13 protein-coding genes and 1 pseudogene are annotated in these 15499 nt (G+C 62.0%); 7 read left to right on the top strand and 7 right to left on the bottom strand.

The genetic code is table 11. The features are described from left to right. Positions 1-70: 70 nt before the first annotated feature. The 5 genes from ACFSGJ_RS02115 to ACFSGJ_RS02095 all read left to right on the top strand — a co-directional run bounded on the left by ACFSGJ_RS02115 (position 71) and on the right by ACFSGJ_RS02095 (position 4574). On the top strand, positions 71-967 hold the full coding sequence (locus ACFSGJ_RS02115) for a branched-chain amino acid ABC transporter permease (protein WP_390259089.1): 897 nt from the start codon (positions 71-73) through the stop codon (positions 965-967). Beyond that, on the top strand, positions 964-1905 hold the full coding sequence (locus ACFSGJ_RS02110; protein WP_390259087.1) for a branched-chain amino acid ABC transporter permease: 942 nt from the start codon (positions 964-966) through the stop codon (positions 1903-1905). Before ACFSGJ_RS02115 ends, ACFSGJ_RS02110 begins: the two co-directional genes overlap by 4 nt. 74 nt (positions 1906-1979) lie before the next feature. Continuing rightward, on the top strand, positions 1980-2660 hold the full coding sequence (locus tag ACFSGJ_RS02105; RefSeq protein WP_390259085.1) for an ABC transporter ATP-binding protein: 681 nt from the start codon (positions 1980-1982) through the stop codon (positions 2658-2660). Next, positions 2653-3312, top strand: coding sequence for an ATP-binding cassette domain-containing protein (locus ACFSGJ_RS02100; RefSeq protein ID WP_390259083.1), 660 nt, complete (start codon positions 2653-2655; stop codon positions 3310-3312). The genes ACFSGJ_RS02105 and ACFSGJ_RS02100 overlap by 8 nt, the downstream gene beginning before the upstream one ends. Before the next feature lie 104 nt (positions 3313-3416). Then, positions 3417-4574: an iron-containing alcohol dehydrogenase gene (locus ACFSGJ_RS02095; RefSeq protein ID WP_390259081.1), complete on the top strand. Its 1158-nt coding sequence runs from the start codon at positions 3417-3419 to the stop codon at positions 4572-4574. Between the two features lie 56 nt (positions 4575-4630). Here ACFSGJ_RS02095 and ACFSGJ_RS02090 read toward each other — a convergent pair whose 3' ends face one another. From ACFSGJ_RS02090 to ACFSGJ_RS02070, 5 genes are all read right to left on the bottom strand, one after another. After that, positions 4631-5911, bottom strand: a complete 1281-nt coding sequence (locus ACFSGJ_RS02090; protein WP_390259080.1) for an MFS transporter — start codon at positions 5909-5911, stop codon at positions 4631-4633. Between the two features lie 52 nt (positions 5912-5963). Continuing rightward, positions 5964-6704 carry an SDR family oxidoreductase gene (locus ACFSGJ_RS02085; protein ID WP_390259078.1) on the bottom strand — a complete coding sequence of 247 codons (741 nt, stop codon included), beginning with the start codon at positions 6702-6704 and terminating at the stop codon, positions 5964-5966. A gap of 134 nt (positions 6705-6838) precedes the next feature. Next, positions 6839-7987, bottom strand: coding sequence for an alkene reductase (locus ACFSGJ_RS02080; RefSeq protein ID WP_390259076.1), 1149 nt, complete (start codon positions 7985-7987; stop codon positions 6839-6841). A 130-nt stretch (positions 7988-8117) separates the two neighbouring features. Further along, a complete protein-coding gene (locus ACFSGJ_RS02075) occupies positions 8118-9581 on the bottom strand; it encodes an aldehyde dehydrogenase family protein (protein WP_390259075.1) in 1464 nt (487 codons plus the stop codon). Between the two features lie 493 nt (positions 9582-10074). Next, entirely contained in the window at positions 10075-10680 is a 606-nt protein-coding gene (locus ACFSGJ_RS02070) for a TetR/AcrR family transcriptional regulator (RefSeq protein WP_390259073.1), read from the bottom strand. An 808-nt stretch (positions 10681-11488) separates the two neighbouring features. Here ACFSGJ_RS02070 and ACFSGJ_RS20630 point away from each other — a divergent pair. Then, positions 11489-11836: pseudogene (locus ACFSGJ_RS20630) on the top strand (transposase); the annotation flags it as partial. A gap of 269 nt (positions 11837-12105) precedes the next feature. Here ACFSGJ_RS20630 and ACFSGJ_RS02060 read toward each other — a convergent pair. Next, positions 12106-12567, bottom strand: a complete 462-nt coding sequence (locus tag ACFSGJ_RS02060) for a P-loop NTPase family protein (protein WP_390259070.1) — start codon at positions 12565-12567, stop codon at positions 12106-12108. Between the two features lie 562 nt (positions 12568-13129). On the opposite strand from ACFSGJ_RS02060, the gene ACFSGJ_RS02055 reads away from it, so the two are divergent. Further along, on the top strand, positions 13130-14161 hold the full coding sequence (locus tag ACFSGJ_RS02055; RefSeq protein ID WP_390259068.1) for an IS110 family RNA-guided transposase: 1032 nt from the start codon (positions 13130-13132) through the stop codon (positions 14159-14161). 948 nt (positions 14162-15109) lie between these two features. Here ACFSGJ_RS02055 and ACFSGJ_RS02050 read toward each other — a convergent pair. Continuing rightward, the gene (locus tag ACFSGJ_RS02050; protein ID WP_390259067.1) at positions 15110-15424 is read right to left on the bottom strand and encodes an ArsR/SmtB family transcription factor; all 315 of its coding nucleotides are present in this window, start codon (positions 15422-15424) and stop codon (positions 15110-15112) included. Between the last annotated feature and the right edge of the window lie 75 nt (positions 15425-15499).

Raw genomic sequence — 15499 nt, 5'->3', positions numbered from 1 at the left:
TCCTCATATTCGGCCGGGCAGAGCGCTCGCGAAACCTGCCCGGTTTCCTTGATCAAGAGAGGTTGTCTCCATGCTTCTTGTCACGGCCATCGTACTTGACGGGTTGAACTATGCCGCTTGGCTGTTCCTCATCGCCGTCGGACTGACACTCATCTATGGTGTCATGCGGATCCTGAATATTGCGCATGGCGCCTTTTATGCCATCGGCGCCTATGTCTGCGCCTCGACACTCGGCATCTATTACAGCGCAGGACTTCCTGACGCCCTGGCGTTTCTGGCCATGGGTTTCGCCGCGATCATCGTGGGTCTTTTTCTGGGACTGGTGATGGAACGCGGCATACTCAAACTGCTCTACGGCAGGGACGAGGTGCTGATGGTGCTGGTGACCTATGCCTTGTTCCTGATCCTTGAAGATGCCGTCAAACTGATCTGGGGGGTTGAAAGCTACTTTGCCTGGCAGCCCTATGCCTACCTTGGCTATGTCGAGATCAACGAGCTTCCCTACCAGATCTACGATCTTCTGATGATTGCTTTGGCTATCGCGCTTGGGATCGGGCTCTGGTTCTGGCTGGAAAAATCCCGGATGGGACGGCTGACGACCGCGGTCGTCGCTGATCGCGAAATCTCCGCTGCGCTTGGTATCAATGTAACCCGCATCTTCGCGACCACCTTCGCCATCGGGACAATCTTTGCCGTGGTTGGCGGAGTGGTGACGGCGCCCAAGATCGCCGTGACACCGGGCATAGGTGTCGAGGTCATCATCCTTGCCTTCGCCGTCGTCGTGATCGGGGGACTTGGTTCCATCCCCGGTGCGGCCATCGGCGCGATCTTTGCCGGCTATGCCAGGGCGCTGAGCGTGCACCTTGCGCCGGAACTCGAACTGTTCGCCATCTACGCGGTCATGTCCCTGGTGCTGGCGATAAAACCTCATGGGCTGTTTGCCCGGGCAGCGGGACGCAAAATATGATGAAGACAGATTTTCGCCGCGAGCACCTGTACATCGCCATCCTCGGCCTGCTGCTCATTCTCGGCTTTTTCTTGCCCTCCTGGCTCCGGTTTCTTTTGCAGACGGCGATCGCGGGCGGCTTGGTTTCCCTGGGCGTCGCGATACAGATGCGCGCCGGATTGGTGAACTTCGGTCAGGGGCTATATTTCTGCCTCGGCGGCTACGCCGTCGGCATGCTGGCCGCCAAAGCCGGGATCACCGATGTGGCGGTTCTTCTGGTCGCCTCGATTGCGGTCTCTCTGGTTGCCGGCGTGCTTCTGGGGCTGCTGCTGTCGCGCTACCGGGAGATCTTCTATGCGATGCTTTCGCTGGCGGTGTCGATGATCCTTTACGGCGTGCTGGTGAAGGCGGCCGGGCTCGGGTCAACCGATGGCTTCAACATACCCCCTGTCAGCTATTTCGGGTGGATGCCCGAACGCGCCATCCGCGCTAACGCGAACTACATCATGACTGTTGTGCTTGTGCTTGCGGCTTGCCTGGCGACGGCGCGCTATCTGAAATCCGGCGCAGGGATGCTCTGCGAGGCGGTGGCAGAAAACGAGATCCGGCTTGCCTATCTCGGCGCATCGCCGCGACGGGTTGTCTTCATCGCGATCGTCGTCGCTGCGGCGCTTTCAGGGCTTGGTGGCGGTCTTTATGGCATCGCGACCCAGCACGTCGACCCGATGATGACGAACTGGACCACGTCCGGTGGCTTCGTCTTCGTTGCACTTCTGGCCGGGCGTGGCTCGGTGATCGCTCCGGTCATCGGCTTCTTCGCGCTGGAACTTGTCCGGACCTACGCGCTCGATCTGGCCCCGAATGCGTGGCAACTCGTGCTGGGCACGGTGATGCTCGCGGTCATTCTCTTGCTGCCCGAGGGTCTCTGGTCACTGATACAGAAAAGGCAACGCCAATGAGCACTGCACCACTCCTTGTCACCACGAACCTGGAAAAGCGCTTTGGGGGCGTCGTCGCTGCGCGCGAGGTCAGCGTGACCCTGAACCGGGGCGAGATTCTCGCCGTGATCGGCTCTAACGGCGCCGGAAAGACAACCTTCGTCAATATGGTAACAGGCTATCTGAAGCCCTCATCCGGCACCATTCACTTCAAAGGACGGGACATCACCGGAATGGGCCCTCGCGATACCGCCCGCGCGGGCATTTGCCGAAGCTTCCAGATCAGCCAGATTTTCGCCCAGCTCACTGTGCTGGAAAATCTGGTGATGGCAGACGTCGCGGCGAGCGAGAACAAGGGCGGGCTCTCTGCCCTGGCGCTGACCGATGAACGGATCGAGCGGGCGCGACATTCGCTTGGACGGTTCGGTCTTGATGCGTTCGCGAACCGCGTTGTCGGATCCTTGCCGCAGGGCGTGAAGAAGCAGCTTGATATCGCGATGGCCGCCGTCACGGACCCGGCGATCATTCTTCTGGATGAACCCACCTCCGGGGTTTCGGTGGATGAGAAGATCGGGATGATGGAGAGCGTGATCCTGCCTTTGAACAACGAAGAGTCGACGGTGCTGTTCATCGAGCACGACATGGACATCGTGACCCGCTTCGCAACGCGCACGATTGCCTTCTATGAAGGCACCATCCTGGCCGACGGCGCGACGGCAGAGGTGCTTGCGAACGACAAGGTGCGCCAGTTCGTGATGGGAGGCGTCCATGCTTGAAGCCCGGAACCTGTCAGTTTCGATCGCGGGCACGCCGATCCTGCGCAATGCCGCACTGACCATCGAGCGGGGGACCACCGTAGGCCTCATCGGGAGGAACGGTGCCGGCAAAACCACCTTCATGCGGACGGTCATGGGCCTGCAAAAGCTCTCCTCCGGGCAGCTTGCGATTCAGGGCAAGTATCTGACCGAGGCGCCCGCCCACACCCGCGCGGCAATGGGGGTCGGATACATGCCGGAGGACCGCAGGCTGATCCCCGAGTTCAATGTGGAGGAGAACATCCTTTTGCCGCTGTATGCCTTGGGCCAGAAGCCGGATCCGGCCCGTTTGCGATGGGTGTACGACCTGATGCCGGAGATTGCGCGTTTCGCTGACCGGAAGGCCCTGTCACTTTCTGGCGGTCAGCAGAAGCTCGTGGCTCTCGGGCGGGCATTGATCGTCGGCCGCAATCTCCTGCTGCTTGACGAGCCGTTTGAAGGTGTCGCGCCGGCCTTGGCCCAACGACTGATCGAAGTGATCGCCGCGCTGCGGGGCGAAGGCCTTTCCGTGCTGCTTTCCGAATCCGATCACGTCCATTCCAGCAAACTTCTTGACAGGCTCTATGTCATCGAACGGGGCGAAATTGAGCGTGCACAGCTCGCTGCTGCATGATCCGGGCCGGCTCTGCCAGCCGAAGCAGCTTGTGTCGCGAGAGAGAACCCACGGGCGATCAAGAGGCGGCAGGCGCCTGCGCCGAACAGAAAGGAAATACGGCGATGAACCCATTCAGCTTCAATACCACGAAATGCATTCTCTTCCGCTCAGGGGCGGCGGCGCAGATTGATCAGCACACCAAGGCGCTTCTTGGGCCGCGGATCCTCATCGTGACGGATCCGGGCCTGCGATCGCTCGGGCTTGCCGACCCCGCCATCGCTGCGTTGGAGGCTGCGGGCCTAGAGGTTCATGTTTTCGACAGGGTCGAGGCCGATCCCTCAGTCTCGACCCTGATGGCTGCGGTCGAGGCTGGCCGGGCCGCCGACGTGACCGGTGTTCTGGGATTCGGCGGCGGGTCTTCGCTGGATGTCGCAAAGGTCGCCGCCCTGTTGCTCGGTTCCGATGAGGCGCTGGAGGATGCCTGGGGCGTCGGCAACGCCCGAGGTCCCCGCCTGCCGCTCGTTTTGGTGCCAACCACCGCGGGGACGGGATCGGAGGTGACGCCGGTTGCGATCCTGACTGTGGATGGCGACGAAAAGCGCGGCGTTTCCTCTCCGGTCATTCTTCCCGACATCGCACTGCTGGACGCTGAACTGACAGTCGGACTGCCCGCGGCGATCACTGCGGCGACGGGCATTGATGCCATGGTCCACGCGATCGAGGCCTATGGCTGCACCAATGCGAACAACAATCCGATTTCCCAGGCCCTTGCTCGCGAGGCGTTGCGGTTGCTGGGCGCGAATATCGAGATGGCCACGCACGACGGCAGCAACATTGCAGCGCGCGAAAACATGCTTCTGGGTTCGATGCTGGCCGGGCAGGCCTTTGCTAATTCACCGGTCGCGGCTGTCCATGCCTTGGCCTATCCGATCGGCGGGATCTTCCACGTTCCGCATGGTCTTTGCAACGCGCTCATCCTGACAGCGGTGCTTCGGTTCAACCTGTCGCATGCCAGGAATTCCTATGACGAGATTGCAGCTTGCGCCTTCCCGCACCTCGCGGATCATCCGAAGTCCGACCTGGCAGAGGCCTTCATTCGGGAATTGCAGGCGCTGATCGCCCGTCTTCAGATACCTCAGCGGCTGCGTGACGTCGGCATCCCGGAAGAGGCGCTCCCCCGGATGGCTTCGGATGCGATGAAGCAGCAACGCCTGCTGGTCAACAATCCGCGCCCGGTAGTCGAGAGCGATGCGCTCTCGATCTATTCGGAAGCCTGGTAACCGAGCCCGGCTCGGTCCGGGCGCGTTCTGCTGCGGTCTCAGCGCCCCAGCTGACGTTAGCCCTGCGTGGCGGGATGATGCGGCCGCAGGAACGGCGCGAGCAGCAGCATCGCAGCGCTGATCGCCGCCAGCAGCCATATGCTCGGCTGAAAGCTCCCGCTCCAGTCGCGCAGGAGGCCGACCGCAACCGGTCCGATCGCACCGACGATGTAGCTTACCAGCAGGACGAATGCATTCCACGAGGCCACCTCGGTGTCGGTCCGGGCGTTGTCGAGCGGCAGCGTCATCGAGAGCGTGAAACTGCCACCCGCACCGAATGCGATGAGTGAAACAATCACCAGCGGCAGGAAGCCGGGAGCGATGGCCATCCAGAAGACCCCGGCCGCGCCGATACCGGCCGCCAGAGCGAGAAAGAGCCTGCGGTCCTCATTGCGGCTGAGAGCGCCGAACAGCGGAGTCGCCACCAGAAATGCGAAGGTGAAGCAGGCGAGGATCAGCCCGGCCGACGCCGTCGAATGACCCAGCTCGACATAGAACTGCGCGAGCCATGAGATGAAGCTGTAGAACACCACATTGTTGAAGGCGAAGTAGGTGGCGATCAGCCAGGCTGTGCGGTTGCCGACTGGCAGGGGATACCGTGGGCCCGTGCCCCGCATGCGGGCGGTCACGTTGCGGGAGGCCACGTAGGCCCATGCCGCGACACCCAGGAGTGGCGGAATGGCCCAGAGTCCTGCCGGCAGACGCCAGCTGCCGAAGACCTGCCCCAGAAAGCCGGTGCCTGCTGCCGCGAAGGTGCTGCCCATTGACAGCGCCATTGCGTAGAGGCCCATCAGCAGCGCCACCTGCCGCGGAAATCCGGCCTTGACGAAGCCGGGCACCAATGCGCCCGCGATGGCGATGCCCGCGCCGACCCCGGCCGTGGTCGCGAACAGGGCGAATGTCGATCCGGCGTAGGCACGGGCCAGCGTCGCCGCCGCCAGCACGAGCAGCGCGACCACGATCACCCGGTCCCGACCGAACCGCCGGGCGAGCCAGGGTGTTGGCAAGGCCAGAAGGCCCATCAGAAGGGTCGGAATGGCGGTGAGCAGCGATGCCTGCGCGTGGGCCAACCCGAAGTCGTCGATGATCTCCGTCAGGAGCGGCCCTACGGAAACGATGCCCGGTCGAAGGGCCTGCGCGACGAGGATGAGACAGATCACCGCTACGCCGAACGGTACAGGCGGCTGACCGTCATTCGCCGGAGGGTCCACGCGCCGCGGGGGCGCGGCGCGTGGCTTCAGGGGCGGCACGGGAAAGGGAGGATCACTTCGCCTTTCGTAGATCAGGGGCAGTTGCATCGCATAGTCCAATCATGTCTTGCAAGGATGATCCGGCCCTCCCCAAACCCGGTCAGAACTGCTGGCTGGTCGGCCGCAGAACGATCGCATTGATGTCGACGTCTGCGGGCTGTTCGATCGCGAAGGCGATGGCCCGGGCGACGCTGGCGGCGGGGATCGCGCGCTCGTAGAAGTCGCGCACGGTGTCTGCCGCCGTGCCCGTCGTGCCGAGCTTGAGCTCGCTATCCACTGCGCCCGGCTCGATCGAGGTAACGCGGATATGCTCGCCGACTTCCTGACGAAGTCCCTCGGAGATCGCGCTGACCGCGAACTTCGTGCCCGAGTAGACGGTCCCGCCTGGCGCGAAGACCTTGATGCCCGCCACGGAGCTCAGGTTTATGATGTGGCCGCTTTCCTGTTCCAGGAAGCGCGGCAGAACGGCGGCGATGCCGTAGAGAACGCCTTTCACGTTCACGTCGATCATCTGGTCCCATTCGTCGGTGTTGACTTCGCTCATGGGACGGATCGGCATGAGGCCGGCGTTGTTGACCAGCACGTCAATCCGACCGAAATCGGCGACGACGCCTGCCACCACCGTCTCCACGTGGGCCTTGTCGGTCACGTCGAGGGCGTAGGCCCTGGCCGTGCCGCCTGCCGCCTCGATCTCGGACACCACGTCATTCAGCTTGTCCGTGCGGCGTGCGGCCACGGCCACCTTTGCGCCCTTGCCTGCCAGCAGGCGTGCGGTCTCGGCCCCGAGACCGCTGCTGCCGCCGGTGATGAGGACGACCTTGTTTTCGATGTTGTTGCTCATTTCGGTACTCCAATCTTGTAAATGCGCGGGATCGGTCTTCCCGTTCCGCGCGGTTGCCCTGATCTGGCGGAGGCGATGTCGGGCCTCCGCAGGGTTGATGGTCTCGGGAATGCCGGCGCGCTGGCCGACAGGTGTTACTCGGCGGCGGCCACCGTCGCCCTCTGATACGTCGGGTAGTCGGTGAACCCTTTCTCCCCGCCGCCGTAGAGCGTTGCCGGATCGAGAGGATTCAGATCCCAGCCATTGGCGATCCGTTCGGGCAGGTCGGGGTTGGCGATGAAGGCACGACCAAAGCCGATGAGATCGGCGAGGCCGCTCTCCAAAAGCCTTGCGCCACGCTCGACCGTATATTTGCCGGCGTAGATCACGCGGCCCGAGTAGATCTCGCGCACCGCTTCGCGGAAACTGACCGGCAGATCAGGCGCCCCGTCCCAGTCGGCCTCGGCGATCGACAGATAGGCGACGCCCGCCCGTTCCAGGACCTTGATGGCCTCGATGTAGGTCTTATGCGGATCGGACTCGACGAGGCCGATGTAGATGCGGTCCTGATCCGTGCTTTCAAACAGGGGCGTGAACCTGACACCGAGCCGGTCGGCGCCCACAGCCTCGGACACCGCGGCGACAATCTCCCGGAGGAACCTGAGGCGGTTCTCGAGCGAGCCGCCGTATTCGTCGGTGCGCGTATTGGAATGCTCGGAGATAAACTGGTTGATGAGGTAGCCGTTGGCGGAATGCAGCTCGACTCCATCAAATCCGGCGGCGATCGCGTTGCGGGCCGCTTGGGCGTACATGCCCACAAGCTCGTGGATCTCGGCCACGCTCAATGCGCGCGGCGTCGGCGGGGCGACCAGCTTACCCTCGCCGGGCGCGGTCTCGATGAATGCCTTTACCTTCTCGGGTGCGATCGCGGAGGGGGCGACCGGCGCATCGCCATTCGGCTGCAGTGCATTGTGCGAGACGCGGCCGACATGCCAGAGTTGTGCAAAGATGACGCCGCCCTCGGCGTGCACCGCGTCGGTGACCTGACGCCAGCCGTCGATTTGGGCGCCGGAGTAGATGCCCGGTGTCCAGGAATAGCCCTGTCCACGAGGTTCGATCTGCGTTCCTTCGGTCACGATGAAGCCGGCGCCGGCGCGCTGGCGGTAGTACTCGGCCATCAGCGACGTCGCGCTGTCGCCCGGCTGGGCAGCCCTTTGCCGGGTCAGCGGAGGCAGAACGACACGGTTGCGAAGGGTGTGACGGCCAAGCGTCACAGGAGTGAAATAGGGATCGGCATTTGTCATCGGGGTATCTCCGTATAAGCAGGCACAGCGCGAGCTGGCATCCGGAAGTGGCCGGGAGCGGTGTTGGAAATCGGGGTGGACAAGGAAGGCGGAAGGGGACGGCCCGGGGATGGGCCGCCCCCACTGGCGCTTACTTGTGGATCAACACCGTTTTCGGGTTGGTGAAGAGCTCGCGTCCTTCGCGGCCATGCTCGGTGCCCAGACCCGATTGCTTGACCCCGCCAAACGGAATGTCGACGCCCTGGGTGTGGATCTCGTTGACCCAGACCATGCCGGCTTCGATCCGGTTCGCGACCTCGACAGCGGCCTTGGTGTCACGACCCCAAACCGAGCCGCCCAGACCCCAGATCGAATCGTTGGCGCGCTCGACGGCTTCGTCGACGTCGTCGTAGACCAGGATCGGCACGATGGGGCCGAACTGCTCTTCCTGAACGATCTTGCTGTCTTCAGGCGGGTTGTCGACCACCGTGATCGGGAAGAAGTACCCCGACTGGCTTTCGTCGATCTCGCCGCCCAGCACGATGTTTTGTCCGTTTGCCTTGATGTCAGCCAGGAAGGTTTTCAACTTCTCGAACTGCATCTTGTTCTGGACCGGACCAACACCGACGTCGGCGTCGAGGCCATTTCCGACTTTGACGGTCTTGGCGTAGTCCACGAAGGCCTTCACGAACTCGGCGTGGATCGAGCGGGGGATATAGAGCCGTTTGATGCCGACACACCACTGCCCCTGGTGGCCAAGGGCACCCCAGAAGAGTTGCGGGATGATCGCCTGGTAATCCGCATCCGGCAGCACGATGGCGGCGTCGTTCCCGCCAAGTTCGAGCGTCACACGCTTGATCGAGCCGGCTGCTGCGCGCAGGACGTGCTTGCCGGTTTCGGTCGAGCCGGTAAAGCTGATCTTGGCTATATCGGGGTGATTGGTCAGCTGTGGCCCGAGGGCGTCACCTCCCGTTACCACCGAAAGAACGCCTTTTGGCAGCACGCTCTGGGCGATTTCGCCGTAACGCAGAGCCGTCAGCGGCGTGAACGGTGTCGGCTTCAGCACGAAGGTGTTGCCGGTGATCAACGCCGGTGCAATCTTCCACAGCGAGAGCAGCACCGGGAAGTTCCACGGTGTGATACCACCGACCACGCCGAGCGGGACGTGGTGCAGTTCAACGACGTGATTGGCGTTCTCCTCGACGATCTCGACGGGAATACGGCGTTCCGCAATCTGGCGGATGTAAGAAATCGACTGGTCGACTTCCGGTGTGGCCATCGTGCCCAGCGGCTTGCCCTGTTCCAGGGTCAGCAGATAAGCGAGTTCGTCGCGCTTCTCTTCCAGCGCGTCGGCAAACTTCTTGAGGTAGACCTCGCGCTCGTCATAGCTCAGAGCCGACCAGCTCTTGAAAGCGGTTTTTGCCGCGGCGATTGCCTCGTCCAACTGTTCCGCGGTTGCCGAAGGGGCCTGTGCAAAGACTTCGCCGGTGGCTGGATTGATGACGTCAAACGTCTCATCGGCCTGAACGAGCTTGCCCGCAATCGAAAGATGGTACGGCGCCGAGAAGAAATTGCCGTCTTCTGGCGGAACCTTTATCGTGGTATGTTCATTCATGATACTACTCCTGGTGGTATTATGGGAAGCCCTTGGGCCATCACATCCTTCTGGTCTTCCCGCTGATTGGGGTCGCATTTCGCGCCCCCACCCGACCGAGTGGCCACCGTTGGCGCGGTGGCGACTCGGTTTTGGCTCAATCAGCCCTTGCTCCGGATATCCTTCGCCTTACCCGGGTGCACAGACTTCATGAAAACTCCTCCTGTTTCGTTTGCTCACTTGGCGCCGAGGGCGATGGCCGCCGGGCCGAAATACCGCTGAGGCTGCATTGAGCGCCGAGTGGCAATGTCGTCTGGGACGACCGCCTCGCGCCGCGGCTGGGCATCAAGTCAAGATCCAGCTCTTTCGCCCATGTGGCGGCAATCGCAGTCATGCCAGTGGTCGTGTCGCCGTCGCCTTTCGTGTTGCTGTCATTTGCGAAATATAAAACTGACCGGTCGTCTATACTTGCGCGTTTGGAGACCGCCTGTCAAGGCTCTCCGCTTGTATATTGTTACTTTCCTGACAGCAGCAGATCCGTCGCGATCATCGCTGCGTCGAAGGGCGCGGGTTTGCGTTCGATCTTGGCCATCACGCTTGCGCCAAGCCACAGCTGATAAAGGGTCTCGGCGATATCGAACGGGTTCCGGGTGCTTTCGATCGACCCATCCTCTATCCCGTTCTTCAGGGTCTGGCACAGGCGGCTGATGATCCTGGACGTCCCTTTGCGAAGTTCAAGACGCATGTCCTCCGATATGTCAGACACTTCTGCTCCCAGCTTGACGGCAAGACATTTTCCTTCCGGATCATCGGCTTCCTGGTTCATTCTCCAGAAGCGCCAGTAGGCCAACAGCCGCTCGCGCGCGGGTTTTCCCTTGTCCGCCAGCATAGTCTCGAGCTCAGCCAGATAGCCGTCAAAGTAGTGCTCCAGCAGAGCCCGCCCAAATGCCTCCTTGGACTCGAAGTAATAGTAGAACGACCCCTTGGGCACGCCTGCTGCCGCAACGATCTCGCTCAGGCCCACGCCAGAGAAGCCGCGCGCCGCAACCAGGGCCCTCGCGCTCTCCAAGATGTGCATCTTCACGTCGCCGGGTCTTTCTTTTGCTCTCGTGTTGGCCATTGTTTGCCCCGAACTAGATGACTGGTCGAATAAGTAGGCCATGCTCTGCGAGCGATCAAGAGGCACCCAGCCCCCGCTCGTCAGAAAGTGGATGTTCCCCCTGAGGCATGCCGCCAATCGCCAGGGAGGTCAGGACAGCGACTCCGGTTTTGCGCGTTCCGTTCTACCAAGAGGGCATCCTGAGCTGGGCAACGATGTCTTTCACGTCTTGGGCAAAATCGCGGCCTGCTCCGTCAGTTGCACGTCTTGCGGTGCGGACAAAGAACTGCAGGTGCAACGGTTCCTCAAGCGTGTTGATTGCGCGGGTGGTCGTGTCGCGAATGCTGTGGAAATTGCCTGGCGGTTTGCTTCGCCGCCGGGGGGTTGGAGCCCTTCAGCCGGCGAGGGAAATGACATCGGTTCGGGGGCTGAGAGAGGGTCTCCTGCGCATCGAGCGACTTCACGTGAACGCGCTTGAACCACCCGAGGCGCACGAGCTGGACAATCCCACGGGCATCGTGATGATCACTTTGAAGCGCATCGCGGCGGAGGCCGCCCGAACATGCGCGCCTCCATCACCGAGACAGAGAAGTCCTCCCGGACGAGCCCCTCATGAAGCCACTGCGAGGGGCTGCCGGCCGCTTGAAAAAAACGCGCAAAATATCTTTGACACGACCCGAAATGACCGCAGTCGCCGGGGCGTCGTACATGGCGTTCGCCACAATAGTCACATAATCCCTATTATTCGCTGGACGATTCCACAGCGGGGCCCATTCTAAACTGGGTTGCGACAAATCGCCTATCTTGCTGGCAAGCAAGGAGAAGGAAGATGGCCCACACGGAACTGAATCTACGTGAGCGACGCGCGATCGAGGACATGCTGAATGCGAAGATGCCGGTCAGCAAGATCGCGACGGAGCTCGGTCGTCATCGGTCCAGCCTGTATCGCGAGATCAAGCGCAACCGGTTCGTAGACGCCGAACTTTCGGATCTGAATGGCTATTGGGGCCTGATCGCTCAACGCAAAGCCGACGGGTGCAGGTCGCAACGGCGTAAACTCCTGCGCGAGGCCAAGCTGCGAGAACGGGTCGAGCACTGCCTCAGCTGCGGCTGGACACCCGGGCAGATCGCCGGCCGAATGCACTACGAGGGCGCGCCGGAAAGGGTCTGCCAGGAAATGCCATGGCCGCAGGCGCAGCACGCCCGGCCGTCCCCTGTCTGGGGTGGGGTGTGGGCGCAGACGACGTCCCTGGCGGTGCGGCAGCGTGATCGTCCACGCTCGCAGGCTGCACGACCACCGTCTCCACGCTCGCGGGCTTTGGAAACACCTCCGCCCGCTGCACCTCTTCCCTTCCCGGGTCTTCTTCCATCTCTGGACGTAGGGATGCGGCATAGGCCGGATCGGGTCGCGTGATGGTCGGGATCCTCTTCCTCACCGCCCTGCCCTCACGCGGCCAGGATGTTGTTGAGGATGTCGGTCGCCTCTTCGAGGGCCTCGACCACATGGCGGACATGGGGACGCATGAGGGGGTTGGGATCGGCCTGCTTCTGCAGCGCGATAGCGTGGAGGAGGCCCCTCCCGTCCATCTCCTTGTAGACATGGCGGCGCATCATCACGGTCTCGACCACCGGAAACCGCGCGATTGCCGCCGTGATGAGGGCGGCATCGGCGCGCGTGGTCTTGGGATCGACCATGTTCAGCACGACATGGTGGCGGGGCAGGCTTTCGGGATCATCGACGCGGGCGCGGAGCTTTTCGAACCAGTCGGCCGTCTGCGCGCCGACATCGAGATCCGAGGTCGAGAGCATCACCGGGGTCACGATGTGATCGGCCAGAACGGCAATTCCGTCCGACCACTCCGCCCCGACGCCCGCTGTGTCGATGAAGATGAAATCCGACGGCGTCAAGCAGAAGACGGGATGCGGGCTCCCCCAGGCGGAATGCGGGCACACGGGTGCATCGCACGCGGGGCATAAAACACAGCGCGCGCGACAGAAGTCGCCATCCATACTGCGCGCTGCAGCCCACGGAAGACGGGCGACGCATGACATGCGCCATAGTCCGCGACGCAAAGAGCGCGATGCATCCTGCGCGGGACGGGACGCATCCGGCATCATGCGCAAGGCGGGCAGCGCGGGTCAACGGGCACTTGCCAGACGTCGCGATGCGGAGCGTGGAAGACGTGCTGCAAAGGGCACGATGCGCGGTGCAATGAGCGTGAAACGCGGTGCAGAAGACGCGGGACGCGATGCATTTGACAGAAGACGTCAAACACTAAGTACACGCCCTTGAGGCCTTCTCCGCTTGTGCTGGAAAAAGATGCCGTAATGGGGCTGTCGGCGAATCGAGCACGTTTCGCTTGTTTGTCAGCATGATGTGGAGTGCCGTTGCCCTTGATGCGCCTGCAGCGCGTCTACGAGGTCGTATGTTTCCATGCGCCTCAATTCCTAAGAATAGAAGGGCAACGACATGAATGTTTTTATCGGACTGGATGTATCTCTGGCAAGCACGGCGATTTGTGTGCTGGGGCCGCAGGGGAAGGTTGTTGAGGAGTTGGAGGCCGCCAGCGAACCTGAGGCGCTGGTGCGTGCGATGGCGTCATTGCCGTACGCGGTCGAGGCGATCGGGCTCGAAGCCGGACCACTGTCCCAATGGCTGAGCAAGGGCATGGAAGAGGCCGGATTTGACGTGGTTTTGATGGAAACGCGGTTGGTGAAGGCCGCTTTGAAAGCCATGCCGATCAAAACCGACAGGCGCGATGCCCAGGGGATTGCGCGGTTGCTTCAAATGGGATGGTACAGGCCCGTGCACCGCAAATCCGTGTCCTCTCAGGAAATCCGTGCGTTGCTGACAGCGCGCAAGTCAGTTCAGCAGGTGATCATCAACCTCGAGCTTTCCATGCGGGGTGTTTTGCGGAACTTCGGTCTGAAGCTCGGGCATGTCACCCGGATCAGGTACGAGGCCCGGGTGAGGGAACTGGTTGAGCAAAATGAAATCCTGTCGGCGTCGACAGAGGCCCTTTTGCGCGCGCGTGCGCAGTTGCGCGCCGAGTTGGCTGAATTGGATGCGACAATCGCGGATCTGGCAAAACAAGACGACGTTTGCCGTCTGATGATGACGATGCCGGGCGTCGGTCGGATCGTCGCCCTGACGGTCAAATCCGCGATCGACGATCCGACCCGCTTTGTGCGATCGAAGGATGTTGGTCCGTGGGTGGGGCTGACGCCGAGGCGCACTCAATCCGGGGAGATGGACATTGTCGGGCAAATTACTCGAGCCGGCGACCGGGCCCTTCGAACGGCCTTGTATCAAGCGGCGATGATCTTGATGCACCGTGGGTCACCAAACTGGCTCCAGGCATGGGCGCTCAGAGTGGCCCATCGGCGTGGATCGAAACGGGCCTTGATTGCACTTGCGCGGCGCATTGGCGTTGTTTTGCACCGCATGTGGCGAGACGGCACACCATTCCGCCATGCGCAGAGCTCCACGGCAACGGTCTGAGTAAAACAATTCCAGAACTTGATCGGACGGAGGAACGCACTGCACCTGACGACAGGTACGACGAGGTCCCTTGCCGGGACGAGGTTCCTGGAGATGCCGGAAGCCCGCAAGTTATCGGCTAACGCTGAATACGCGTAAAAGATAGGTACCCAGGGACCAGATTTGGACCAGGCATAGAGTGGCAGCCATGCGGCTGACTACGGACGGAAGAGCGAAGCCCGGGTAGGGGGTGTCCCTCAGTCCTGACGTGCGGATGCAGTGAAAAAGAAAAAGCAAGCTTCTGAATTTGTGCCTTAAAACTCGGTGAAGAATGAGATCTTCGCCGGGATTTTTGACTTGCCCGAAACCCTTGACAGAGGCCCGCCCCATTACGGAAGGCGGGCTTGTACGAAGTTGGCAAGAAATAGGAACGTATACTTCAAAATGTCACGCGGCCGCAGACTGACCGAGACTGAGGCCTGAGCATCGCCCGATAGCGATCGAGAGGCGCGGGTGCTGGCAATCTCGCCACCCGCTACGGGGTCAGTCTCAAGTCCGTCTACGATGCGGCCAACCACGCAGCGGATCGCCAGACGGCGAACGGCAGTCGGCCGAAGGTGATTGGCGTGCGCGTTGGCCAAAGGGGGCTACAGCGCTTCGACGCGGCCCTTGCGCGCCACGGTGTTGTCCATCGCCCGGACGCTCCGCGCTTCGATGATGGAACGGTCTCCCTCGCTACCGCCCGATGGAGCCCCGGACCAGTCATCCCCCGGGCACGTATGCCATGTATCGCTCCTCGTCCGCCTGCCTGATCCACGGCATCCATGACACCCGCAAGATCGGGCGCATGTCCTCGGATGGTTGCCTCGCCTCTACAACGGGTCGATCGAAGAGCTGTTCGCATGTGTCCTGCCGGCATCCAGGCCCGGATCATCTGAATGGCGATCAGGTCCAGGGAAACCTTCCGAGTCAGATGTCCTTGCAAAAGGCCTCATAAAGGGCCGCCATCAGAACGGCGAGGTCGGGGTCGCTGATCCGGTAATGGATGGTCTGGCTTTCGCGGCGCGTGTCGACCATGCCGGCGTCGCGCAGTTTGGCCAGATGCTGGCTGAGCGCTGACTGGCTCAGGCCCACCGCCTGCTGGAGCGTCCCGACAGACCGTTCTCCCTTGGCCAGCTCGCAAAGGATCAACAGGCGCTTGGCATTGGCGACCAGCGCCAGCCGTCCGGCAACATAATCCGCCCGCTCTTGCAGAGCTTGCGAGGCCTGATTGTCCAGTTCCATTATATTAGCCTTGACTGATTTAGTTATTGTTAATATATAGCGCTGCAACAGCGGCGAGGCAAGGGCCGCCGACAG

Origin of the sequence: Halodurantibacterium flavum (genome assembly GCF_042681825.1) — a bacterium.
Classification (GTDB): domain Bacteria; phylum Pseudomonadota; class Alphaproteobacteria; order Rhodobacterales; family Rhodobacteraceae; genus Halodurantibacterium; species Halodurantibacterium flavum.
This window is presented reverse-complemented; position numbering and strand designations above follow the sequence as displayed.

Excerpts from the sequence above, each read along its gene's own strand:
- ACFSGJ_RS02110 (WP_390259087.1), top strand. The coding sequence starts at position 964 with ATGATGAAGACAGATTTTCGCCGCGAGCACCTGTACATCGCCATCCTC.
- ACFSGJ_RS02085 (WP_390259078.1), bottom strand. The coding sequence starts at position 6,704 with ATGAGCAACAACATCGAAAACAAGGTCGTCCTCATCACCGGCGGCAGC.
- ACFSGJ_RS02115 (WP_390259089.1), top strand. The coding sequence starts at position 71 with ATGCTTCTTGTCACGGCCATCGTACTTGACGGGTTGAACTATGCCGCT.
- ACFSGJ_RS02095 (WP_390259081.1), top strand. The coding sequence starts at position 3,417 with ATGAACCCATTCAGCTTCAATACCACGAAATGCATTCTCTTCCGCTCA.
- ACFSGJ_RS02080 (WP_390259076.1), bottom strand. The coding sequence starts at position 7,987 with ATGACAAATGCCGATCCCTATTTCACTCCTGTGACGCTTGGCCGTCAC.
- ACFSGJ_RS02090 (WP_390259080.1), bottom strand. The coding sequence starts at position 5,911 with ATGCAACTGCCCCTGATCTACGAAAGGCGAAGTGATCCTCCCTTTCCC.
- ACFSGJ_RS02055 (WP_390259068.1), top strand. The coding sequence starts at position 13,130 with ATGAATGTTTTTATCGGACTGGATGTATCTCTGGCAAGCACGGCGATT.
- ACFSGJ_RS02070 (WP_390259073.1), bottom strand. The coding sequence starts at position 10,680 with ATGGCCAACACGAGAGCAAAAGAAAGACCCGGCGACGTGAAGATGCAC.
- ACFSGJ_RS02100 (WP_390259083.1), top strand. The coding sequence starts at position 2,653 with ATGCTTGAAGCCCGGAACCTGTCAGTTTCGATCGCGGGCACGCCGATC.
- ACFSGJ_RS02075 (WP_390259075.1), bottom strand. The coding sequence starts at position 9,581 with ATGAATGAACATACCACGATAAAGGTTCCGCCAGAAGACGGCAATTTC.
- ACFSGJ_RS02050 (WP_390259067.1), bottom strand. The coding sequence starts at position 15,424 with ATGGAACTGGACAATCAGGCCTCGCAAGCTCTGCAAGAGCGGGCGGAT.